The following is a 24,017-nucleotide window of genomic DNA, read 5'->3' as shown; positions in this document are numbered from 1 at the left end:
TTACTTAATCCGCTTCGTTGTTTTTAGAGTTCTGTTTCGTTAGTGCAAAACCAATAATTAAATCTGCTTCAGAACTTGGTGAGGAGTTTCGCAAAATGTTCTGCGTGTAATCTATGGCGCCCTGTGCCCATGTCAAACTATCAGCCATCAACATAGCATATAAAGCTTGATTACATTGCGATTGATTAAATGGCGAATCTAAAACAACTCCAGCACCTGCGTTTTTTACGTGACTTGCATATCCACACACATCTGTTAGTAACACAGGTAAACCTGCAGTCATCGCCTCTATAATCACGAGTCCAGCCAATTCAGAGCGCGCAGGATGCGCTAACAAATTAGCACCTAGCATTAAGTCAGCAACGTCTGCTCTGCCTCCGGCCTGAATACAACGTCCAGCTATGCCTAATTTTTTTGCATCTTTATTAAAAGTGTTGCTGGACTCATACTCGCCAACGGCAACCAACCAAGTATTATCTCTTACAGCCGTTGGCAAAGCTGCCAAAGCTGTAATAACTCGGTCGACACCCTTTCTAATATAAGCTGAGCCTACTGTCAAAATCACATTCGCCTGCTCGGGCAAATCAAACTGCTTCAATAAATATGAACGCGCACTCGTTCTATCTTTATTTTTAAATTTATCTACAGGTATGTTAGGCGGTAATAAATGTAAACGCGAATCTGGCGTTTGATACCAATGTTGAAATTCCATTTTATCGCGAGAGGTTAATAGCAGTATTTCACAATTACTCTGTTTAGCGAACACTGCATTTTCACAGCGTTTAAAGAATCTAAATCTGGCACTTAAGCGATAAAACCAAGATTTTTCTTCATATGCCCGTGCAATGAAACATGGATCCGCTGCATAATAAGCATCCAGACCTTCCATTCGATTGAAGCCGACCACAAAATCAACAGGTTCTAATTTCAAAGCAGCGTGCATTGCATCTAGCAAACATTGATATCGCTGATGATTCAACAAGCCCTTACTAGGCAATATTATGTGTTGTACATTACCTTGAGGTTTGTCTCCTCGCCATTCACCTGTATAAATAGTAACTGTATGCCCTAGCTTTGCACAGTCATTTGCAATGCGTAACATGTCACGCTGCACTCCACCGTAGGGAAAGTATTTAAAAATAGTAAACGCAAACTTCATTTTCAGGATTGTATGCGAAAATAATGGTATGAAACGAATTTTGCTGGTTAAAACCTCTTCATTGGGCGATGTGATTCATAACTTACCTGTGGTCAATGATATTCTGCAACACTTTCCAGATGCACAAATTGATTGGGTTGTGGAAGAGAGCTTTGCTGACATTCCACGTCTACACCCTAAAGTGGGGCAAGTCATTACCGTTGCAATGCGGCGCTGGCGTAAACATTTATTAAGCCTTAATACTCTGCGTGAAATCTCGGCCGTGATTAAAAAGCTTGCAGCTAACAAATACGATACGGTGATTGATAGCCAAGGTCTCATCAAAAGTAGCATTATCACAAGCTTTACGAATGGAGTTAAGCATGGTTATGATAAAGAATCGATACGCGAACCATTAGCAAGTTGGGGCTATGAGCAAAAACATCACATTAGCTTTAAGCAACACGCCGTCATCCGCAATCGTACGCTTGCAGCGCTGAGCCTTAATTATGCAGTACCGAATAACGCTCCAGACTATGGCATTAAAGCTTCTGTTAACACTCATGCAATAATCAATGAGCCATTTGTTATAGGGCTGCATGGTACTAGTCGAGACTCTAAATTATGGCCTACTGAGCATTGGATAGAATTAGGGCGTCAACTAGATGAACGGCAATTAAAATTGGTGTTACCTTGGGCGAGTGAGGCTGAACTTAAACGTGCACAACAAATCGCTGCCGCTTTAAAAAACGCTACGGTGCTACCTAAGTTAACTATTGCACAAGTAGCCGCTGTGATTAGCAATGCCCAAGCAGCAATAGGGGTAGACACGGGCTTGTCGCACTTAGCTGCTGCACTTAATATTCCCACCATCGCGATTTATACTGACACAAACCCAAAATTAACTGGTGTGTATGCAGGGGCTTATACCGGGGCAATTAACTTAGGTAATATTGATCAAATACCTGAGGTAGTCGACGTGCTGAATGCTTTTTTAAGTATTAATAAATAACTAAAATTCACTCTCAGCGTAGTAATAATTTTCCTATCTGCCCTTGAAATTAGCTCAGACAGCCCCATTTTCAAAACATTGTTAATCAATCTGAAAACTTATAGTGGGGAAATTCATGCAACAAGAAAACCAGAATCCAGAAAATGAAGCGATGCAAGCTGATGACGATTTACAACAAAATGGCGCTGCTGGCTCGTTAGATGAACGTATTGGTGAACTAGAAGCTCAACTTAAAGAAGCGCAAGCAGCAGTTTTATATGTTAAAGCTGAAGGTGAAAATATTCGCCGCCGTGCGATGGATGATATCGATAAAGCACGCAAATTTGCATTAGAGAAATTTTCTAATGAATTACTTGCAGTAAAAGATAGCTTAGATGCGGCCTTGTTAATTGAAGCAACTGACGTGCAAAGCTACAAAGATGGTGTGCAAATTACCACTAATCAATTAGCTTCTGTGTTTGATAAATTCAATATTGCGGAAATTAATCCATTGGGCGAAAAGTTTGACCCCAATAAACATCAAGCCATCAGCATGCTGGAAAATAGTGGCGAGCCTAATACCGTGACAACAGTATTACAAAAAGGCTATACGTTGAATGACCGCGTGTTGCGCCCTGCCTTAGTGATGGTCGCTAAATAATTTAAGCAATCAAGTTATATCAAGCACTTGAAAAAACAAAAACAATCACCACAATAGCTTCAAGGTAAAAATTTAACACTGCTATTTACGCAAAGTAATGCAGCAAATTAATGAGTAAAAAAGGAATAGGAATATGGGAAAAATTATTGGTATTGACTTAGGCACAACGAACTCTTGCGTAGCCGTAATGGAAGGTGGCAAACCACGCGTAATTGAAAACGCTGAAGGTACACGTACTACGCCTTCAATTATTGCATATCAAGAAGACGGTGAAATTTTGGCTGGTGCGCCAGCAAAACGCCAAGCTGTGACTAACCCTAAAAATACACTTTACGCAGTTAAGCGTTTGATTGGTCGTCGTTTTGACGAAAAAGAAGTACAAAAAGACATCGGTTTAATGCCGTACACGATTGCAAAAGCTGATAACGGCGATGCATGGGTAGAAGTTCGTGGCGTGAAAATGGCGCCACCACAAATTTCAGCTGAAGTTTTACGTAAAATGAAAAAAACTGCTGAGGACTATCTTGGCGAAGAAGTGACTGAAGCCGTGATTACTGTGCCAGCTTACTTTAACGATAGCCAACGACAAGCGACTAAAGATGCAGGACGTATTGCAGGTTTAGATGTTAAACGTATTATCAATGAGCCTACTGCTGCTGCATTAGCTTTCGGTTTAGATAAACAAGAAGGCGATCGTAAAATTGCTGTGTATGACTTGGGCGGCGGTACATTTGACGTTTCTATCATTGAGATTTCAAGCATTGATGGCGAACATCAATTTGAAGTACTTTCAACCAACGGTGACACTTTCTTAGGTGGTGAAGACTTTGATAATCGCTTAATCGACTTTTTGGCAGATGAGTTCAAAAAAGAAAATGGCGGTTTAGATTTACGCAAGGATTTATTGGCAAAACAACGTTTGAAAGAAGCTGCAGAGAAAGCAAAAATTGAGCTTTCTGGCGCTACACAAACTGAAGTTAACTTACCATACATTACTGCCGATGCGACTGGCCCTAAACACTTAGTGGTAAAAATCACGCGTGCAAAATTAGAAAGCTTAGTTGAAGATCTGATTGAACGCACAATGGCACCATGCCGCATGGCTATTAAAGATGCAGGCGTTTCAATTGAAGACATTACCGACGTAATTTTGGTCGGTGGTCAAAGCCGTATGCCAAAAGTGCAAGAGAAAGTAAAAGAAATTTTCGGTAAAGAGCCACGTAAAGATGTTAACCCTGATGAAGCTGTGGCAGTTGGTGCAGCAATTCAAGGCGGCGTGTTAAAAGGTGATGTTAAAGATGTGTTATTGCTTGATGTAACTCCATTATCACTAGGTATTGAAACACTTGGTGGCGTGATGACTAAAGTGATTAAGAAAAACACCACGATTCCAACCAAAGCATCACAAACTTTCTCTACAGCTGATGACAACCAGAATGCGGTAACTATTCAAGTGTTGCAAGGTGAACGTGAAAAAGCGGCTGCGAATAAATCTCTTGGTCAATTCAACTTGAGTGATATTCCACCAGCACCACGTGGTATGCCACAAATTGAAGTGACATTCGACATTGATGCCAACGGTATCTTGCACGTTTCTGCTAAAGATAAAGCCACTGGTAAAGAAAATAAAATTACCATTAAAGCCAATAGTGGCTTGTCTGAAGCTGAAATTCAGCAAATGGAAGAAGATGCTATTAAGTATGCAGATGAAGATAAGAAGTATCGTGAATTAGTTGATGCACGCAATGCGGCTGATGGCATGGTACATAGTGTGAAAAAATCATTGTCTGAGCATGGTGATAAATTAGAGGCGCCTGAAAAAGAAGCCATTGAAGCGGCGATTAAAGGCGTTGAAGATGTATTGCAATCTGATGATAAAGATGAGATTGAAGCTAAAACAACAGTATTGACTGAAGCATCACAAAAGCTTGGTGAAAAAGTTTATGCTGCTGAACAAGCGGAATCCAACACACAAAGCGCTCAACCGAGCCAAGAAACTGAGAAAACAGTGGATGGCGACGTGGTAGATGCAGAGTTTGAAGAAATAAAAAAAGACTAATTCACAATTTTTAGTCTTTAGCTTATAGTCGTTAGCATCGCAAAATGATGCTAACGACTTTTCGCTATCAACACCTCTAACACCACCTGGCTAACAATAACTAAATACTGACTGAATTATGGCAACTAAAAGAGATTATTACGAAATATTGGGCGTTAATAAAGACGCTTCTGAGGAAGAAATCAAGAAGTCTTATCGCAAGCTTGCGATGAAGCATCACCCAGATCGTAATCCTGACAACCCAAATGCAGAAGAACACTTTAAAGAAGCTAAAGAAGCTTATGAAATGCTTTCTGATGACCAAAAGCGTGCAGCTTACGACCAGTATGGTCATGCGGGCGTAGAGCAAGGTGGCGGTGCAGGTGGCTTTGGCGGTGCGGGTTTCGGGGATGCATTTGGTGATATTTTTGGCGATATCTTCGGTGGTGGCCGTGCTGGTGGACAACGCAATAATGTATATCGCGGCGCTGACTTACGTTACAACATGGAGATCTCACTTGAAGATGCAGCTAAAGGAACTGAATCTAAGATTCGAATTCCTGTGCAATCTACTTGTGAAACCTGTAAAGGTTCAGGAGCACGCCCTGGCACGCAACCTGTGACTTGTACAACCTGTGCTGGTCACGGACAAGTGCGCATGCAACAAGGCTTTTTCTCAGTTCAACAAACTTGCCCAAAATGTCACGGTAACGGCAAAATGGTCAAAGAGCCTTGCCCAACTTGTAACGGTGCAGGAAGAACAAAACAGAACAAGACACTCTCTGTGAAAATTCCAGCTGGTGTAGACGAAGGCGATAGAATTCGTTTAAGTGGCGAAGGTGAAGGCGGCGTTAATGGCGGCCCAACAGGTGATCTATACGTTGTGATTCATCTAAAAGAGCACAATATTTTCCAACGCGAAGGCGGAAACCTACATTGCGAAATGCCAATTAGCTTTAGCACTGCGGCATTAGGTGGCGAAATTGAAGTACCAACTTTGGGTGGCTCTGCAAAAATGAAAATTCCAGCAGAAACCCAGACTGGTGGTGTATTCAGGTTGCGTGGCAAAGGAATTAAGCCATTACGCCAATCAGAAAGTGGCGATTTGATGGTGCACGTAGTGGTTGAAACGCCAGTTAAATTAACTGAAAAACAAAAAGATTTACTCCGTGAGTTTGAAACCAGCACACAGGCAGACTCTGGCAAACACAGCCCAAAGAATAAAAGCTGGGTAGATAAAGCAAAAGACTTCTTTGGTTAATTTACCCAACATTAAATAAACCAGTTAGTGTTTAAAAAGCAAAATGCCGCATTAATGCGGCATTTTGCTTTTATAGATAATCTAAATTCAGCTTTGATCTGAATTCAATTAGGGATTAAAAAAGTGAAACTTGCCGCTTAACTGGCGCTTTAGTTTCTTTAATATCATGACCTTTTCTGGCGCGCTTGAGCAGAAACTTAATTAAACTTTCTCCTTCTAGCACTTTAACTTTACCTCTAATCACGGCATTCGCAGAAAGCCCATTACTCAATTCGATTCGTGACAATGAGGCCTTATCTGGAATATCCATCATACGCACGCCCTTACCGCCATTTGGATATTCATTCACTTCGCTGATTGGGAAAACCAGTAATTTATTTTCGGATGAAGTCACCGCAAGGTGGGTACGTTCATCTAATTTTATGGGTGGCAGAATCAACGCACCACCTTCTGGTTTCATAAAACCTTTACCTGCTTTAGGTCTTGCCACTAAGCTTTTCAATGGCGCAACAAAGCCGTAGCTATTGGATGTGGCAAATAAGTATCGGTCGTCGTCCTTACCTGATAGCGCATGGGCTAATTTAGCGCCATTCTGCACTTCAATGATTGAACTTAGCGGAATTCCATCACCTTTACCGCCTGGCACTGTAGATGCATCAAAGGCGTAGCATCTGCCATTTGTGTCTAACAGCACGATAGGCAACACGGTGCGTGTTTCTATGACGGCAAACTCAGCATCACCAGATTTCCAAGCTATTGAGTCGCGCTCAACGCCGTGGCCTTGTCTAGCTCTAATCCAGCCATTTTTAGAAAGCAGGATAGTCACAGGTTCATCCACCACAAAAGCTTTTTGACCGCCCTGTGCACGCTCAACTGGCTCTATCAATGTACGGCGGTCATCACCGTATTTTTCAGCATCTTGTTTAATTTCTTTTGCAGTGAGTTTGCGTAATTTATTATCGCTACCTAAGATATTTTGCAAGCCATCGGCTTCTTCACGTAGATCTTTTAACTCTTTTTCAATCTTAAAGCCTTCTAATCTAGCTAACTGACGTAGCCTGATTTCCAGAATATCTTCGGCTTGCATTTCACTTAATTGAAACGCTGCGATCAGGTCAGTTTTCGGTTCATCTGAATTGCGAATTACCCGAATCACTTCATCTATATGTAAGAAGGCAATCATGCGGCCTTCTAAAATATGAATGCGTTTATTGATTTTGTCTAAATCAAACTGGCAGCGTCTGCGCACCACATTCAGGCGGAAGGCTATCCACTCTTTAAGAATCGCCACCAGGCCTTTTTGTGCAGGTCGACCATCGGTGCCAATCATCACCATATTTACAGGACATGAAACTTCCATGCTGGTGTGTAGCAGCAAGAACGCCATTAATTCATCGCTGGAAACTTTGCTGGTTTTTGGCTCAATAATCAGGCGGACATCTTTTTTGCCTTCGCTTTTCACCGTATCAATCATGCTTAAGGCCGATTGCTTCACTAGCAACTGATCTTGATCTATGGTTTTTTTGTCTTTTTTCGGCTTAGGATTCGATATGGCAAGGATTTCATCCTGGATTGTTTCTACAGAAACCCCATGTGGCAATTCATGGATAATAATGCGCCATTGACCGCGCGCCATCGGCTCGACTATCCATCTCGCGCGCAGCCTTAATGAGCCACGGCCTGTTTCATAGGTAGAAAGGATGTCTGCGGTTTGTGTAATGAGCTGACCACCGCCTGGAAAATCCGGTCCTGGCACATGCTGCATAAAATCAGCTGTAGTGGTATCTGGGTTATCCATCACATGCAACACGGCATTAGCAATTTCTCGCATATTATGCGGAATCATTTCAGTCGCCATACCCACAGCAATGCCAGAAGCACCATTCAATAACATCATCGGCAAACGCGCTGGTAGCAATACTGGTTCTTGAAAAGCGCCATCGTAATTGCTTTGGAAATCGACAGTACCGCGGTCGATTTCGGATAATAATAAGTCAGCAATGGGCGATAAGCGCATTTCCGTGTATCGCATCGCGGCAGCGCCATCGCCATCACGTGAGCCGAAGTTACCTTGTCCATCAATCAACGGGTAACGTAGCGTAAAGTCTTGCGCCAATCGGACGGCCGCCTCATACGCAGAGCTGTCACCGTGCGGATGGTACATACCCAGCACGTTACCAACCACGCGAGCTGATTTAACTGGTTTAACACCAGCCACCAAGCCCATTTCTTTCATGGCAAATAAAATGCGTCGTTGTACTGGCTTTTGACCATCTTCTACTGAAGGCAGCGCACGGCCTTTTACTACGGAAACGGCATAGGCTAAATAAGCTTCTTCTGCGTATGCGCCAATCGGTACTGCGTTTTCATCATTATTTTCTTGCATGATTGTATTTATCGTCGTGTCCATTAAACATCCGCCTCCACATCATTACCGCGACGCTCTATCCATTCTTTTCTGGCGGCTGATTCATTTTTAGCCATCAACATATCAAACATTTTCAGCGCGCCTGCGACTTCACCTTCAGGCAAACGTACTTGGACCAAGCGACGCGTATCTGGGCATAAAGTCGTTTCCCATAATTGCTCTGGGTTCATTTCACCAAGACCTTTAAAACGCTGTATGCCTAACTTTTCTTCAGCAATGCCTTCGCGTTTAAGCTTTTCTATGGTGGAAATTTTCTCTGCATCATCCGACACATAGATTTTACGCAAAGGTTTACTTTTGCCCTGTGCAGGCACATCAATACGGTACAACGGTGGTTGCGAGATATACACATGACCACGTTCGATTAGCTTAGGTGCATGTTTTAACAGCATAGTTAGCAGCAACACTTGAATATGTGAGCCATCGACATCGGCATCAGAAAGAATACACAATTTGCCGTAGCGCAAACCTGAAAAATCAGGGTTATCTTTAAGTGTGTGTGGCTCAATACCTAGCGCCACAAAGATGTCATGTACTTCTGAGTTGCCGAATATGCGACCAGCATCAACTTCCCAAGTATTGAGCACCTTACCGCGCAAAGGCAATAAAGATTGAAACTCATTGTTGCGGCCCATTTTTGCGCTACCGCCAGCGGAATCACCTTCTACCAAAAATAACTCGGCTTCCATCGTGCCTGCTGCTTCGCAGTCAGTGAGTTTGGCAGGCATCAAATTAATACCGCTAGATTTGCGCTTTTCAATTTTTTGCGTCGATTTATTACGCGCCGCCGCAGAGCGATTCACTAAGTCAGAGATACGCTTCGCATGGTCTACATTTTGGCTCAACCATGTTTCCATATAAGGTTTCACGGCAGACGCAACCATTTTCATGGCATCACGATTAGTTAGCTTCTCTTTGGTTTGACCTTGAAATTGTGGATCTAATACTTTTGCTGCCAGTACATAACAAACGTTATTCCAAACATCTTCTGAAGAGACTTTTACGCCGCGTTGCATCATGCTGTGATGCTCCATAAACGACTTAACCGCCTCAAACACCCCATTACGCATGCCAGCCTCGTGCGTGCCGCCAGAGAGCGTAGGAATCAAGTTAACGTAAGACTCCCCTCGCCCGCCACCTGAGCCAAATGACAATGCCCAAATCGCGCCCTCGCCTTTGGAGATGCCATCGGTATTCTCATGATGGTAAAACTCGCCCGAAATGATTGGAATGGGCGTTTCGTCTTCGTCATACTCGCGTTCACCAATTAACTCATCCAAATATTGTGGCAAGCCGTCTACATAAGTCCAAGAGCGCTCTTCAAAGCCTTCAGCACCTTCAATAGCAAGTGTCACGCTCACACCGCGCAGTAACACTGCTTTTGATTTAATTAGATGCTCTAACTGCTGAAGTGAAACCTTGGGCGAATCAAAATATTTAGGGTCAGGCCAGCACTTTACCGTGGTGCCAGTGTCTTTTTTAAGGCACTTGCCCGTTTCTGTTAATGGCGTAACGCAATTACCATTTTCAAATGAAAGGCTATGTACTTTTCCATCGCGTTTTACTTTTACATCCAGTCGAGTAGAAAGCGCATTGGTCACAGAAACGCCTACGCCATGCAGACCGCCTGAAAAGCGATATGAACTATTTTCGTCTTCTTTATCAAACTTACCACCTGCATGCAATTGCACGAATACAAGCTCTACGGCTGGTTGTGTTTCACCTTTTGGAATTTCTACGGGAATACCGCGACCATTATCGGAGACTTCAACCGCGCCATCTTTAAATATTGTGACTTGGATAATGGTGGCATGACCGCCTAATGCTTCATCTGCAGCGTTGTCGATGACTTCTTGCACAATATGCGTTGGGGAATCCGTGCGGGTATACATTCCTGGTCTTGCGCGTACAGGCTCTAAACCCCTTAACACCTTTACCGAGTCTGCATCGTATTCTTTTTCTGCCATTCAGCTAACCTTTTAAATTGATGTGCGACTTAATTTTTATATTAAGTTTAATTGACTTAACGCTATTTTAATTAACTAATTGTCTTTTTGAGCGAGTTACGATTAAAAATTCACTTTAACAGAGATTTGCGATATAACTACGGCAGGGATTTGGCTAATTAACAGTCTCCACAATTTCTGTGGATAACACTGTGAGGCGCGTGGGGATATGCACGCTAAGTCACTGCTGTGATTAGGAATCCTAATATAGAATCAATTTTAAGCATGCTTTTTAATTAACTTAAACAACCTCAACCCAAAATACGCATATGACTAAAGAAGAAATCGAGCAGTTACAAGGCCTTACCGTGATTGAGTTTGGTGCAAGCTGGTGCGGTTATTGCAAAGCTGCCCAAGCAATCATTAGTAAAGCCCTACTTAACTACCCCAATGTCAAACACATCAAGATTGAAGATGGCAAAGGGCAAAGATTAGGTCGCCAATATGCAGTTAAATTGTGGCCAACGTTAGTGTTTCTAAAAAATGGTGTTGAGCTCAGTCGCCTAGTACGCCCTACTCATGAGCAGGTCATTAGCGATGCCTTAAATCAGATGAATAATGAAACACCACATTGAAGACCTTTCTCATCTAAAATACTGCCATGCCACTCCATGTACTGATTATTGAAGACGAGCCTGCCATTGCAGAAACACTGATTTATGCTTTTAAAGAAGCTGGTATCGCCACCACGCACAGACTTCTAGGTGGTGATGCTATGCCACAAATTAAACAGCAGACAATTGATTTTGTGATTCTAGATGTAGGCTTGCCAGATATGACAGGCTTTGACGTTTGCAAAGTAATCCGCTCAGAGTCAAACATACCCATTCTATTTTTAACCGCACGCAATCATGAAATTGACCGTATTGTGGGTTTGGAAATTGGTGCTGACGATTATGTTATCAAGCCATTTAGTCCTCGTGAGGTCGTCGCAAGAGTGAAAGCGATATTGCGCCGCACAGAACTAAAGACAAACGCCCGTCAGCAAATCGTACAATTTAGTGTTGATGAACTAGCGAATCGCATTCAATATCGTGGACAACACTTAGATTTAACACGTTATGAATTCCTGCTGCTTAAAACCTTAATTCAACAACCGCAACGCGTGTTCTCTCGTAATCAATTGATGGATATTGTCTGGGTAAATGCCGAGAACACTTTGGAACGCACCGTGGATGCGCATATTAAAACATTGCGTGCAAAGTTGCGTGCTATTGACACACAAACTGAAGCCATCATTACCCATCGCGGCATGGGTTATAGTTTGCAGGCTTAAAATATGACCATGATATTAGCTCTCAATATTTCAAACTATTCATTTCGTCATTCCGTGCATGACACGGAATCCAGTGACTTAAAGACGCTAGATACCGACTTTCGTCGGTATGACAAAAAAGTAAATTTAGTTTAAAAATGAAAATTAGCTTAAAAATATTCTTGGGCTATTTCTTACTAGTCGGTCTTGCTGCTTGGTTTGTGCTATATGTGTTTGTTGATGAAGTGAAACCTGGCGTGCGCCAAGCCATGGAAGACACGCTGGTCGATACCGCCAACGTATTAGCTGAGCTTGCAGCAAACGATGTAAAAACCGATACGATTCAGACGGGAAACTTCGCACAAAGCCTTATTAAATATCAGTCACACGCCACCAAAGCGAATATTTGGGGCATCAAAAAACAGTCTGCAGATTACCGTGTATACATTACAGACACCAAAGGTATTGTCATTTTTGATTCGGCTAACCTCGCGCTTGGCCATGATTATTCAAAATGGAACGATGTTTACCTCACGCTTAAAGGTAAGTATGGCGTACGCTCTAGCCCTGCTGTGCTTGGCGATGAAGAAAGTGACACAGTCATGTACATCGCCGCACCGATTAAAGATGGGAGCAATATTATCGGCTCTCTCACGGTTGCTAAAGCCAACCGTACTTTGCTGCCATTTATTGAGCGAGCTCAAAACAAGATTATTCGCTGGGGGGCATTATTATTTGGGCTTTCACTGATTATCGGTGTGTTATTCACATGGCGATTTACCCGAAAAATTAACGCATTGCGCGATTATGCAGAAAAAATCACGAAAGGTGAAAAAGCTGCGCCGCCAATCTCTAGCAATGACGAACTCACCGAACTCGCCAAGTCCATGCAAACTATGCGTAGTGAGTTAGATGGCAAACAATACATTCAAGACTCAGTTCAGCACTTAACACATGAGTTAAAAAGCCCTATTACTGCAATACAAGCGGCTTTGGAATTAATTTCGCCCAGTATGCCACCTGAAGACCAAGCACGCTTTTTAGCGCAGATTAAAACGCAATCAAACCGCGTGCAAACCATTATTCAGAATATGTTGGGCTTAGCCACACTTGAACATCAACAGCAACTACAACACTTAACCACGGTCAATTTGAACGACCTAATACAAACGCAAATATCACATTTAGCGAACAAAGCAGCGCAAAATAATATTCAATTTAAATTTTCACCACTTAACGCTATTGAGATTCAAGCTGATACATTTTTACTCGGCCAAGCGATCTGCAACTTACTGGAAAACGCGCTCGATTTTAGCCCCGCCAATGGTGAAGTTATCGTAGCGACTGAAAGCAGTCAAACGCAAATAAAACTCACTGTATGTGATATAGGAAGCGGCATTCCAGACTATGCTTTGGATAAAGTATTTGATAAGTTTTACTCATTACCTCGCCCTAACTTTTCAATCAATGCTGGGCAAAAAAGCACAGGACTAGGGCTAAACTTTGTTCAGGAAGTCGTAAAACTGCATGGTGGTAGCGTTACTCTACAAAATAATTCAAATGGCGGCGCAGTCTCAAGTTTCATTATCCCTACGTAGGAGCGGTCTGAGACCGCGAATGCGACTGTTCGTGGTCTCAGACCACTCCTACAAAATTCCACAAAACTTCACACAGACTTCACATAAGCGCATCAGCACTTCACTCACACCTTCTATTCTGCTAACTCCACATTACTAATTCGGAGTTCATCATGAATCGGGCATTTATTTTTAAAGTTATCGGTATTTTTCTTCTCACCATGCTCATGTCTTGGGCGGTAACTTATATCAACTCACTTATTACTGAGCGTCAATCTAGTCAAGAAAGCGTTAAACACAAAATATCTTCTAGTTATGCAGGATCTCAAACCATTATTGGGCCTGTTTTAGCTGTGCCATATACCGAAGAGTATTATGTAAAGGTGATAGACAATGAGGTTAAAAAAGTTGAGAGGCATAAAGATGAATATATCTATTATCTACTGCCCGATAACTTGGAACTGGCTGGAGGCTTTACTAATGAATATAAAAAATTAGGTATATATAAAGCTCTTATGTATCAACTTGGTGGCAACATTAAAGGCTCATTTAGTCTCCCCGCGAACTATGAAATTAAACCTCAGCATGAAGGTGGTGTCATCAGCTATTTACCAGCATATGTCAGCATTGGCATTAGCGATACCCGTGGTATTAATGGTAAGCCAGAACTCACCGTTAACAGCGAAACTTATCAGTTTGAACAAGGTACAAACTTAAGCACACTCGGCAATGGGATTCATGCATATTTAGGTACACTAAATATTGCTGCTACAAAAAATATCCATTTTGAATTTAAGCTGAACTTACGCGGTATGGAGAATTTTAATTTCACACCTATTGCCGACAGCAACAAAATTGCCTTGCAATCAAGCTGGCAACATCCACATTTTAACGGTAGCTTTTTACCAGATGCCGCTACACAAAAAATCACTCCTGCGGGTTTTCAAGCACAATGGGAAGTTTCTTCACTCTCTAGCAGCAATCAAACCATATTATTGAACATGCTTAACCAAGGTTGGAATGGTAAATCAACTGCGACTTCTGCATCTGCAATTGATTCAGCAAGAGCATCATACCCAGCAGCAGCACAAGCGGCTAATTCAAACCAGTCACTTGAGTCACTCTCAATCGGCTTTGTAGAGCCTATCAACGTGTACAGCCAATCAGACCGTGCCACTAAATACGGATTACTGTTTATCGGCCTAACCTTTGCTGGTTTCTTTATCTTTGAGATTATCAAACGCCTACGCATTCACCCTGCGCAATATACTTTGGTGGGCTTGGCAATGGCTTTGTTTTACCTACTACTTATCTCACTTTCAGAGCACATTAGCTTTGCCATGTCTTACTTAATTGCCAGCTTATCATGCGTCAGTTTGTTAGGTTATTACCTCACTTACGTACTAAAAAGTAAAGGTCATGGCTTTATGTTTGCAGGTTTGCTCACCGCTTTGTATGGCGCGTTATATGGCATATTGGCTTCAGAAGATAATGCCTTGCTTATGGGTTCATTGCTCGTATTTGGCTTGCTAGCAGTGACTATGATTATCACCCGTAAGGTAGATTGGTATCAAATCAGTTCGAAAGAAGCGCTTACTAGTTAATCAAGTAGGATTCATAAACAATAAACCCCGCAGTTGCGGGGTTTTACATTAAGCTGGCTTGAATTGCATTTAGTTCTTGTGTCGTATCATTAAAATCTTCAAACTTTTTACCCACAGTTTTGGCATACCAATATTTGCTATTCCATTCGTCACCTTCAATTTTGTGAAGTACTGCGTGAATCCAATTTGCGGTGGGGTCTGAATATTCCTGAGCGATTTTGTGCGAATTACCCCAATCACCATTTAAAGCGGCTTGTACAGCAACTTTTAACTCAGCTTTATTCAACATGAGACTCATTGAAGTATTGTAGCTTTTTATTTCTTGGCAAACTTTTCAATTGCGCCTCGGCAACACTTGCCGCTGAACGGTCTGCATAAGTTTTAGTGGCAAGGATTTTAACTGGCGGATTTGCACGGGTGTAACGCGCACCTTTACCACTCACATGGGTGGCAAAGCGCGCCTTTACATCATTGCTAATGCCCGCGTAATACGCGCCGTTATTGCATTCCAGCAGGTATAAAAACCAAGAGGTAGTCATGGATTAAATAGCTAAGTTAATAAGTTCCAGCTTGAATAAACTCTACTTTGTAACCATCTGGGTCTTCCACAAAGGCAATGACGGTTGTGCCGTGCATCATAGGCCCTGCTTCACGCACGACTTTTCCGCCTGCATTTCGTACGGCATCACAAGCGCTATAAGCATCATCTACTTCTAAAGCGATATGTCCATAGGCTTTGCCCATGTCGTAACTTTCTACGCCGTAGTTATATGTAAGCTCTAGCACTGTATGGTCACTTTCTTCCCCATAACCCACAAAGGCTAAAGTAAACTTACCATCGGGGAAATCATTGTGGCGTAATACTTTCATGTCTAAAACTTCAGTATAGAACTTGATTGAGCGCTCCAAATTACCAACACGGAGCATGGTATGTAGCATGCGCATATTTTTTCCTTTTTTTTACCTACTTAACAGCAGTTAATTGATAGTATTTTTGCATTAATTGATCCTTAGATTCAACCACGTTCGGGTTAAATGGAATGCAATCAATTGGGCAAACAATTTGGCATTGCGGTTTATCGTAATGTCCTACGCACTCGGTACATTTATTGGGGTCGATTTCATAAATCTCTTCACCCTGATAAATGGCACCATTGGGACATTCTGGCTCGCAGACATCGCAATTAATGCATTCATCAGTAATCATTAAAGCCATTATTTGCTGCCTAGCTTTGCAATAATCGCATCGTCCACCGTAGGCGAGACGAAGGCATGTACATTGCCACCCAGCACGGCCACTTCGCGCACTAGACTTGAAGAAATGAACATAAACTGTTCTGATGGCGTTAAGAACAATGTTTCAAATTGTGGATAAAGTTTACGGTTCATCCCTGCTAATTGAAACTCGTATTCAAAATCGGAGGCAGCACGTAGGCCGCGTATCACCATTTTTGCGCCTTGGTCTTGCACAAACTGCATGAGCAAGCCGCTAAAGCCAACGACTCTTATATTTTCAGCATCTTTAAATACACTTTTAGCCAATGCCACGCGTTCATCTAAACTAAATAGCGTTTTTTTATTGGTGCTACCAGCAACAGCTACAATGACCTCATCAAACAAATCTGCCGCGCGGCGCACAATATCCTCATGCCCCAAGGTTATTGGGTCAAAAGTACCTGGGTAAACTGCGATACGGTTTTTACTCATATTGAGCCTATTGAATTAACATTTAGTCGTTATTGTTGCTAGATTTTAGCAGATGATAAAACACATTACCCGCTTTGCTTTGTTTCACCACTTGCCAGCCTGCCGCAAACTCGGCACTTTCATCTAGAGCAAACTCTGCTTCTGCATACACAAAGCCATCTGGCTTTAAATGCTGAAGTAACAAAGGCAGTACTTTTGGTAGCCATTGCTGATTGTAAGGCGGGTCTAAAAATATTAAGTTGAATTTTTGTTGATTAGCATTCAGAAACAGCATTGCATCTTGATGCAGAATTTGTGCCTTTTCGGCTTTTAAAATCTGCTTATTATCCAATAATGCTTTGTAAGCTGGCGTGGATTTTTCGACCAAGGTGACTGAAGTTGCGCCACGTGAAAGCGCTTCAAAACCCATCACACCAGTACCTGCGAATAAATCTAAGCACGTTTGACCCGTTAACTCTTGCCCAAGCCAATTAAATACCGTTTGGCGCACACGTTCTGGCGTTGGCCGCAAACCAGTGGCATCTGGAAACTTAATTAAGCGGCTTCGCCACTCGCCAGCATTGATGCGTACTGTATTTAATTTTGCTGATGCCATTTGAATATGCTGATTTATCTCTAAATCAGCATTTTACTACTAAAGCGGTTTTACTAAAGACCTTTGCAAATCTTTAGTCGTCCATTCAAAACATTACTTAACCGCATCACCCACAATAATAGTCACAAAGTTTTCAGCTTTAAGTCTGCGATTAAACGCTTCTTTAATTTGCGCAGTAGTCACACTAGCGACTTTGGCGTTGTAATCATCTAAATAGCTCAGTGGCAACTTGTAAAAACCAATCACGGCTAGATAATCCAAAATCTTGCCATTACTATCAATACGCATAGGAAAGCCGCCGATAATATTGGCTTTTGCTGCTTTTAACTCAGATTCTGTAACGCCGTCTTTAAGAAATTTATTTAATGTTTCTCGCACCAACTTAAGTGCATCATCAGCTTGGTCTTTTTTAGTTTGCAAGCCAATTTGGAATGGCCCTAGCTCTGCCATCGGCATAAAGTAGCTATACACGCTGTACACCAAACCACGTTTTTCGCGCACTTCTTCCGTTAAGCGCGACACAAAGCCGCCGCCACCTAAAATGTAGTTACCTACATACAAAGGAAATAAATCTGGGTCACCACGTTTAATGCCTGGGTAGCCTAATAAAATATGCGATTGTGATGCAGGGTGCACAATACGTTGCTCTATCGCTTTAGCTGGATAAGGCACTGGTGGAATCGGCGCGATTGCAACAGATTTTGGTAGTCCACTAGAAATATTTTCAGCAATCTTACTCGCTTGCTCGCGCGTTAAATCACCAATCATCGCAATCACCGCGCCCTTTGCGCCGTAATATTGACTATAAAAATTTTGTAAATCTTCACGTTTAATTTTAGCTACCGTATCAACTTCACCACTTTCTTCCAAGCTATAAGGGTGTGAGCCATATATAGCTTTATTAAACGCTTTGCTAGAGATACTTTCTGGCTTTGTTTCGGCTTCTTGCAAGCCAGAAATAATCCGTGCCTTTTCACGTGTTAATACAGCCTCTGGAAAATCTGGTTTTTGTAGCACTTTTGTAAATACATCTATGGCGAGCGTTTGCTCACGTGTGCTGCTCAAAGTACGTAATTTAAATCCAGCACGATCTGCATCAAAATCTCCACCTAAAATAGCGCCAATATCCGCCATTTTATTAGCGATAACTTCATCAGTCATACCATCTGCGCCCAATGTCATCATGTATTTGGTAATTCCAGCCACACCTGATTTCTCAGCCGTATCATGCACGCTACCTGCAGCAAAATTAACACTTAAATCGACAATCGGCAGATCATGATTTTCTACAAAATAAACTTCAGAGCCTGTGCTGGTTTGCCAATGCTGAATTTTCACAGCAGCGTTACTGTTAAATGCCACTAAGCTACTGACTACAATTGTTAAAATTTTAATTAATTTCATTTTATTACCTTAACTGGATTCCCGCCTATGCGGAGATGTCGAAATTTAAAAAACTAACTTCTCTAATAAAAATTAAAAGTGCTAAGCGAGACTAGGCGCGTCAAGCCGACGTGTACATCAAGTACATGAGGTTTGACGCAACAACGTATCGCGACGCAATTTGAATTTTAATGGACATGGGGTTTGCCTTGGGGCTTAGCATTCGGATCCACCGGCTGCGGATCTAAAGTCGCAATGGTTAAGTTGTCCTTAACCAGATATCTCTTAGCGACGGCTTGCACTTGCTCTGACGTTACGGCGCGCAATTTTGCTTGATAACTATCTAAAATCTTCCAAGAGAAGCCTATTGTCTCAACCGTACCTATTTGCATTGCTTGGTAGAACATAGAATCGCGTTGATAAACGTCTGAGGCAATGACGCCTGCTTTAACACGATCAAGCTCTTCAGTGGTTACGCCTGATGCTTTGATTTTATCTATTTGTTGCAATAAAGCCGTTTCTACTTCAGCTACGGTTTTGCCTTCGCTTGGAGTACCGTCTAGTTCAAACAAGCTCAAACGTCCGCGTTGCAAAAGGTCATACCCTGCACCCACATCAACGGCTAATTGCGTATCTCGCACTAAAGATTGATTTAGTCGAGCAGCAGAATTGCCACTTAATACGCCAGCTAACACCTCTAGCGCATACGGCTCCCAATCTTTATCTGGGTCATTAAGTGCAGGCACATGGTAACCCATGAGAATATAAGATTGTTTAGCGGGGGCTTTCACGATAATACGACGTTCGCCAATTTGTGCTGGCTCAACTTGAGGCTTGCGTGCTGGTAATACTTTTGGCTTTAACTTGCCAAAATATTGTTGGGTAAGCTTGTACACATCAGCTGCTTTAACATCCCCTACCACTACCAGCGTGGCATTATTAGGCGCATACCAAGTGTTGTACCACTCACGCGCATCCTCAAAAGTCATGTTTTCAAGATCATTCATAAAACCCACAACAGGTCGCGCGTAAGGGTGCGCACGATAAACCGTACCTTGAAAAGCTTCATTCACCATAGATTGCGGTTTATCATCCGTGCGCCAACGACGCTCTTCCATTACCACTCTGATTTCTTTATCAAACTCTTCTTTAGTCAGTTGTAGATTAGCCATGCGATCAGCTTCTAGCTCAAACGATAGTGGTAAGTTTGACTTTTCAAGTTGCTGAAAATAACAAGTGTAATCGGCCCCAGTAAAGGCATTTTCCTTACCACCTGCCGCCGCGATTAAGCGCGAAAATTGTCCCGCCTTCACTTTCTTAGTGCCCTTAAACATCATATGTTCAAGCACATGCGCCACACCAGTTTTGCCGTTAACTTCATCCATACTACCAGCGCGATACCAAACCTGGGAAACCACCACGGGCGAGCGATGATCTTCTTGTACCACAAGTTTTAAACCATTATCGAGTTTGAATTCTTGTATAGAACTTGCTGCAAAAACTGTCATTGGCATTGCTAATATTAATATCACTAAGCTTTTGATACTCACCGTGTACTTCTCCAAATTCATCGTTAATGACCATGAGTTAATAAATCTTATTTGATTATAGCGTGGCTAAACGCTTTGAGTTGTTAACATTTTAAACCAGCTATGTGACACGACTGTTTACTTGTTAGTTCATCTCTAAGTTCTCATCATAAAGTTCTCATCATAAAATTAAACAATATCGGCTTAGCCAAAAAATTAAGATAAAATAGCTTTATTAAACCAGTCAAAAAATATTGAGTCACTATGTTCGATTTTTTCAAAAAAAAACCAGCCCAATCTACAGAAGAACCAACACCCGAGCAAGTTGATGCGCCTGTAGTTGAAATACAAGTTACAGAAGCACCAGTAGCCGCACAAAGCTGGAGTGAACGATTAAAACAAAGTCTTAGTAAAACCCGTAAACAACTTGGCAACCAACTCGCTAGTTTATTTGGTGGCGGAAAAATCGATGCTGAAGTTTATGAAGAGTTAGAAACCATTTTAATCACTTCAGACGTTGGCGTGAATGCCACTAAAAATTTGCTTGCCGACATCAAAAATCGCGTCAAAGTGCAAAGTCTAGATGACACAATTCAGCTCAAAGCCGCACTAAAAGACGCAATGTCTGACCTGCTCACGCCATTGCAAAAACCACTTGATACGAGCGGTCACAAGCCATTTGTGATTATGTTAGCGGGCGTGAACGGTGCGGGGAAAACAACTTCAATTGGCAAACTGGCTCATGCCTTTCAAGCAGAAGGTAAATCCGTACTTATTGCCGCAGGTGATACATTTAGAGCCGCTGCTCGCGAGCAACTGCAAATTTGGGGTGAGCGCAATAACGTGCACGTGGTGTCACAAACCAGTGGCGATGCTGCTGCCGTGATGTTTGATGCAATTAATTCCGCAAAAGCTAAAAATATCGATATCGTATTAGCTGACACTGCTGGCCGCTTACCTACACAGATGCACTTAATGGATGAAATTGCCAAAGTAAAACGCGTGATGGATAAAGCGTTGCCAGGAGCACCTCACGAAGTGCTATTAGTGCTGGATGCCAACACTGGACAAAATGCGGTGACGCAAGTTAAAACCTTTGACGACGCACTTGGGGTCACGGGCTTGGTATTGAGCAAATTAGATGGTACGGCTAAAGGTGGCGTCATAGCTGCGATTGCCGAAGCCCGCCCTATTCCCATTCGCTATATTGGCATTGGCGAAGGCATAGATGATTTACGACCATTTGTTGCCGCCGATTTTATTGATGCGATGATTGATTAGTAATTTCATTCACTATTTAGCGATATAATCTAAAGCAATGATTAAATTTGACCAAGTCACCAAGCGCTACCCTGGTAGTAACGAAGCCTTAAAAAACGCAAGCTTTACCATAGAAGCGGGTGAGTTAGTGTTTGTAACGGGGCATTCTGGGGCCGGCAAAAGTACTTTGCTAAAACTGATTGCGGCGACCGAAAAACCTACTAGTGGTACGGTACTCATTGCCAACCAAAACATCAGCAAACTTAAGCCATCCGCCATACCATTTATGCGTCGTAAATTCGGCTTAATCTTTCAGGACCATAAATTATTATATGACCGCAATTGCTTCGAAAATATAATTCTGCCTTTACATATTAATGGTATTACCGGTAATGAGGCTTCTAAACGAGTTCGCGCCGCTTTAGATAAAGTGGGGTTACTACAAAAAGAAAAAGCAATGCCTATAACATTATCTGGCGGTGAACAGCAACGTTTAGCCATTGCCCGCGCTGTAGTATGTCGCCCTTCAATATTAATAGCAGATGAACCAACGGGTAATTTAGATGCGGGTTACGCGGCAGATATTATGGGGATTTTTCATGCGTTCCATCAAGTGGGCGTGACAGTAATCGTAGCCACGCATGATGCCTTGGGCATGAGCGCCGTTCAAAATCGCGTATTGCATCTTAATCAAGGTCAGCTGACACAGGCTCAATCTGGGTTTGATGGAGTTCATCATGAATAACTGGATTAACCAGCATGTACAAACCATAAAATTAGTGCTCGGTCGTATGCAAAACAATGCCGTATCGACATTTATGATTAGCTTGGTAATTGCCGTTGCGTTAAGTGTACCTGGGCTGTTTTATTTGGGTGTAGATCATTTATCCAAATTTACCAATCATATGCAAGATGAAACTCAAATTAGTCTTTTTCTAAAGCTTGATGCAGACAAAGATGCCGTGCAAGAAGTCGAAGCGCTTTTGAAAAAGAATAAATCTATTAAAGATTTTCATTTAGTTAACAAGGAAAATGCTTGGCAAACCCTTAAAAATAAAGCTAGTGCGGCTAATGAAACAGATAGCAAAGTTGTCGACTTAGAAGAAAATCCACTTCCTGATGCATTCTTCATTCAAGCGAAATCTACAGAGCCTGATGCGCTAGAAACACTTAAACAAGAGCTTCAAAACATTCCAAGTGTTGAACATGTAAGGCTGAATACAGAGTGGGCAAAGCGCTTATCAGCGCTATTAACATTAGGTAAAAAGATTATATTTTTTATAACGACCTTATTAGCTTTCGCACTATTGGTCATTATAGGCAATACAATCCGCATGCAGATACTCACACAAAAAGAGGAAGTGATTGTGAGTAAACTAATAGGCGCAACTAATAGCTTTATTCGCATTCCATTTTTATACGCTGGTATTATTTACGGCTTATTTGGCGGAGTGTTAGCCACCATTATGTTGATGCTAGCAGTTATGGCATTTAATCTATCGGTACAAGCACTATCTACTTTGTATAGTAGCGATTTCAGTTTACCTATAATTAACAGCGACCTTTTTATAGGGATAATCAGCTTCGCTATATTTATTGGCTGGCTAGGTTCAAGTCTGGCTGTTTCTCGCTCAATTGCTTCAATTAAAATTGATTAGCTAAATCTCAGCTTAACTACTACTGAGCTTTACCACTACTGACAATGGAGTGGTTTTTGCGAATAGCAAATCTAAACCGACAATAATTTTCAGAAGTCACTTACTGTTTCATGAATAAATTCAAGACTTTGAAACATGATCAGGTTTGCCTTTTCGTTTTGTAGAAGCAAACTCATCAAGTTGTTCTTCGCTCATTGACTCAAACATTTCTTTTGAAGCACCCGTTAATTCACTTTTCTTCTTTTCACCGCGTTTGGCTGCAAGTGCTATTCCCGCAGCCATTTGCTGAGACTTGGATTTGGCTGGCATAATAACCTCCTATTGAAGTTTATTCTCAAGAAGAAAAATCCTAAGACTATTACATCCCGTTAGTACTATTTAGTAGTATTAAGATCAGTATTGCAATCTAAACTGCCTGACTTTAATTTCCCATCGGCAGCGTAACAATCCTCCATACTTTTAGTTGAATTATTTTTTTTAGCTTTTTTATCGCTAGGGGATTTATTTGAAGTGGAATTGTTAGATTTATTCATATCTGTATTTTGGGAATTATCGGTATTTTTATTATAAGTTCCATCCACTGGAGTGACTGTGTTTGAGCTATTTTCGCCTGGAACCGCAGCTGTGTTATCGCCACTGTTAGTTGCACCTGCAAACGCAATGGTAGTCTGTAACAAGCCAGCTAATAATAGGCTTGGCAAGTAGAATTTAGTATGTTTCATCATCAATCTCCATAGTTAATTAAAAAATATCTTGAACAGATTTAATATGAATATAGAGAGTGCTATTTGTTTATTGAAGAGGATAATTCTTAAAACAGTGTAGGAATCAATTGAGTTGATGTTAATTTAAATAGTTCTCGTGTTAGTTTGGAGCCTGTAAATAATTCTGTGTAAATGCAGTTTGAGTGCATTAATTCAAGGGTG

Annotated in this window: 24 protein-coding genes; 11 read left to right on the top strand and 13 right to left on the bottom strand. The window is 41.8% G+C overall.

Going from position 1 to position 24,017, the window contains the following annotated elements; all coding sequences use genetic code 11:
- Positions 1-4 precede the first annotated feature (4 nt).
- The gene (locus tag PSV17_RS02355) at positions 5-1,102 is read right to left on the bottom strand and encodes a glycosyltransferase family 4 protein (RefSeq protein WP_300479285.1); all 1,098 of its coding nucleotides are present in this window, start codon (positions 1,100-1,102) and stop codon (positions 5-7) included.
- An 85-nt stretch (positions 1,103-1,187) separates the two neighbouring features.
- Here PSV17_RS02355 and waaC point away from each other — a divergent pair, with 85 nt between their 5' ends.
- From waaC to dnaJ, 4 genes are all read left to right on the top strand, one after another.
- Positions 1,188-2,150, top strand: coding sequence for a lipopolysaccharide heptosyltransferase I (gene waaC, locus PSV17_RS02350; RefSeq protein WP_300479282.1), 963 nt, complete (start codon positions 1,188-1,190; stop codon positions 2,148-2,150).
- A 115-nt stretch (positions 2,151-2,265) separates the two neighbouring features.
- The gene (grpE, locus tag PSV17_RS02345; protein WP_300479280.1) at positions 2,266-2,790 is read left to right on the top strand and encodes a nucleotide exchange factor GrpE; all 525 of its coding nucleotides are present in this window, start codon (positions 2,266-2,268) and stop codon (positions 2,788-2,790) included.
- A 133-nt stretch (positions 2,791-2,923) separates the two neighbouring features.
- Positions 2,924-4,849 carry a molecular chaperone DnaK gene (dnaK, locus tag PSV17_RS02340; protein ID WP_300479278.1) on the top strand — a complete coding sequence of 642 codons (1,926 nt, stop codon included), beginning with the start codon at positions 2,924-2,926 and terminating at the stop codon, positions 4,847-4,849.
- Between the two features lie 118 nt (positions 4,850-4,967).
- Complete coding sequence (gene dnaJ, locus PSV17_RS02335) at positions 4,968-6,089, top strand: molecular chaperone DnaJ (RefSeq protein ID WP_300479276.1); 1,122 nt, start codon at positions 4,968-4,970, stop codon at positions 6,087-6,089.
- A gap of 115 nt (positions 6,090-6,204) precedes the next feature.
- On the opposite strand, the gene parC is transcribed toward dnaJ, so the two are convergent.
- Entirely contained in the window at positions 6,205-8,499 is a 2,295-nt protein-coding gene (gene parC / locus PSV17_RS02330; RefSeq protein WP_300479275.1) for a DNA topoisomerase IV subunit A, read from the bottom strand.
- Complete coding sequence (locus PSV17_RS02325; protein WP_300479273.1) at positions 8,499-10,484, bottom strand: DNA topoisomerase IV subunit B; 1,986 nt, start codon at positions 10,482-10,484, stop codon at positions 8,499-8,501. Before PSV17_RS02325 ends, parC begins: the two co-directional genes overlap by 1 nt.
- A gap of 308 nt (positions 10,485-10,792) precedes the next feature.
- On the opposite strand from PSV17_RS02325, the gene PSV17_RS02320 reads away from it, so the two are divergent.
- From PSV17_RS02320 to creD, 4 genes are all read left to right on the top strand, one after another.
- Positions 10,793-11,098, top strand: coding sequence for a thioredoxin family protein (locus tag PSV17_RS02320; protein ID WP_300479270.1), 306 nt, complete (start codon positions 10,793-10,795; stop codon positions 11,096-11,098).
- 26 nt (positions 11,099-11,124) lie between these two features.
- The gene (gene creB / locus PSV17_RS02315) at positions 11,125-11,799 is read left to right on the top strand and encodes a two-component system response regulator CreB (RefSeq protein ID WP_300479267.1); all 675 of its coding nucleotides are present in this window, start codon (positions 11,125-11,127) and stop codon (positions 11,797-11,799) included.
- Positions 11,800-11,936: 137 nt separating this feature from the next.
- On the top strand, positions 11,937-13,376 hold the full coding sequence (creC, locus tag PSV17_RS02310; RefSeq protein ID WP_300479265.1) for a two-component system sensor histidine kinase CreC: 1,440 nt from the start codon (positions 11,937-11,939) through the stop codon (positions 13,374-13,376).
- 152 nt (positions 13,377-13,528) lie between these two features.
- Positions 13,529-14,959, top strand: coding sequence for a cell envelope integrity protein CreD (gene creD, locus PSV17_RS02305; protein ID WP_300479263.1), 1,431 nt, complete (start codon positions 13,529-13,531; stop codon positions 14,957-14,959).
- A 43-nt stretch (positions 14,960-15,002) separates the two neighbouring features.
- Here creD and PSV17_RS02300 read toward each other — a convergent pair whose 3' ends face one another.
- The 8 genes from PSV17_RS02300 to PSV17_RS02265 form a co-directional block, all read right to left on the bottom strand.
- Entirely contained in the window at positions 15,003-15,248 is a 246-nt protein-coding gene (locus PSV17_RS02300) for a hypothetical protein (RefSeq protein WP_300479261.1), read from the bottom strand.
- Entirely contained in the window at positions 15,238-15,498 is a 261-nt protein-coding gene (locus PSV17_RS02295) for a GIY-YIG nuclease family protein (RefSeq protein ID WP_300479258.1), read from the bottom strand. The genes PSV17_RS02300 and PSV17_RS02295 overlap by 11 nt, the downstream gene beginning before the upstream one ends.
- Positions 15,499-15,514: 16 nt before the next feature.
- Positions 15,515-15,904, bottom strand: coding sequence for a lactoylglutathione lyase (gloA, locus tag PSV17_RS02290; RefSeq protein WP_300479256.1), 390 nt, complete (start codon positions 15,902-15,904; stop codon positions 15,515-15,517).
- 19 nt (positions 15,905-15,923) lie between these two features.
- Positions 15,924-16,175 carry a YfhL family 4Fe-4S dicluster ferredoxin gene (locus PSV17_RS02285; protein WP_300479253.1) on the bottom strand — a complete coding sequence of 84 codons (252 nt, stop codon included), beginning with the start codon at positions 16,173-16,175 and terminating at the stop codon, positions 15,924-15,926.
- Positions 16,175-16,666 carry a pantetheine-phosphate adenylyltransferase gene (coaD, locus tag PSV17_RS02280; protein WP_300383242.1) on the bottom strand — a complete coding sequence of 164 codons (492 nt, stop codon included), beginning with the start codon at positions 16,664-16,666 and terminating at the stop codon, positions 16,175-16,177. Before coaD ends, PSV17_RS02285 begins: the two co-directional genes overlap by 1 nt.
- A gap of 22 nt (positions 16,667-16,688) precedes the next feature.
- A complete protein-coding gene (gene rsmD, locus PSV17_RS02275; protein ID WP_300479250.1) occupies positions 16,689-17,261 on the bottom strand; it encodes a 16S rRNA (guanine(966)-N(2))-methyltransferase RsmD in 573 nt (190 codons plus the stop codon).
- A gap of 93 nt (positions 17,262-17,354) precedes the next feature.
- A complete protein-coding gene (locus tag PSV17_RS02270) occupies positions 17,355-18,665 on the bottom strand; it encodes a pitrilysin family protein (protein WP_300479247.1) in 1,311 nt (436 codons plus the stop codon).
- A gap of 167 nt (positions 18,666-18,832) precedes the next feature.
- Positions 18,833-20,158 carry a pitrilysin family protein gene (locus PSV17_RS02265; protein WP_300479958.1) on the bottom strand — a complete coding sequence of 442 codons (1,326 nt, stop codon included), beginning with the start codon at positions 20,156-20,158 and terminating at the stop codon, positions 18,833-18,835.
- 279 nt (positions 20,159-20,437) lie between these two features.
- Between PSV17_RS02265 and ftsY the strand changes: the two genes are divergently transcribed.
- Genes ftsY through ftsX form a run of 3 tightly spaced genes read left to right on the top strand, consistent with a single transcriptional unit; the run spans position 20,438 to position 23,091 of the window.
- Complete coding sequence (gene ftsY / locus PSV17_RS02260) at positions 20,438-21,454, top strand: signal recognition particle-docking protein FtsY (RefSeq protein WP_300479244.1); 1,017 nt, start codon at positions 20,438-20,440, stop codon at positions 21,452-21,454.
- A 37-nt stretch (positions 21,455-21,491) separates the two neighbouring features.
- The gene (ftsE, locus tag PSV17_RS02255; protein ID WP_300479242.1) at positions 21,492-22,178 is read left to right on the top strand and encodes a cell division ATP-binding protein FtsE; all 687 of its coding nucleotides are present in this window, start codon (positions 21,492-21,494) and stop codon (positions 22,176-22,178) included.
- A complete protein-coding gene (ftsX, locus tag PSV17_RS02250; RefSeq protein ID WP_300479240.1) occupies positions 22,171-23,091 on the top strand; it encodes a permease-like cell division protein FtsX in 921 nt (306 codons plus the stop codon). Before ftsE ends, ftsX begins: the two co-directional genes overlap by 8 nt.
- Before the next feature lie 120 nt (positions 23,092-23,211).
- On the opposite strand, the gene PSV17_RS02245 is transcribed toward ftsX, so the two are convergent.
- Positions 23,212-23,400 (bottom strand): DUF3008 family protein, encoded by a 189-nt coding sequence (locus PSV17_RS02245; RefSeq protein WP_300479239.1) that lies wholly within the window; start codon positions 23,398-23,400, stop codon positions 23,212-23,214.
- 65 nt (positions 23,401-23,465) lie between these two features.
- Complete coding sequence (locus tag PSV17_RS02240; protein ID WP_300479237.1) at positions 23,466-23,813, bottom strand: hypothetical protein; 348 nt, start codon at positions 23,811-23,813, stop codon at positions 23,466-23,468.
- Between the last annotated feature and the right edge of the window lie 204 nt (positions 23,814-24,017).

The organism is Methylotenera sp. (assembly GCF_029946165.1).
Classification (GTDB): domain Bacteria; phylum Pseudomonadota; class Gammaproteobacteria; order Burkholderiales; family Methylophilaceae; genus Methylotenera.
The sequence above is the reverse complement of the archived record's forward strand: the minus strand, read 5'-3'. Positions and strand labels throughout refer to the sequence as shown.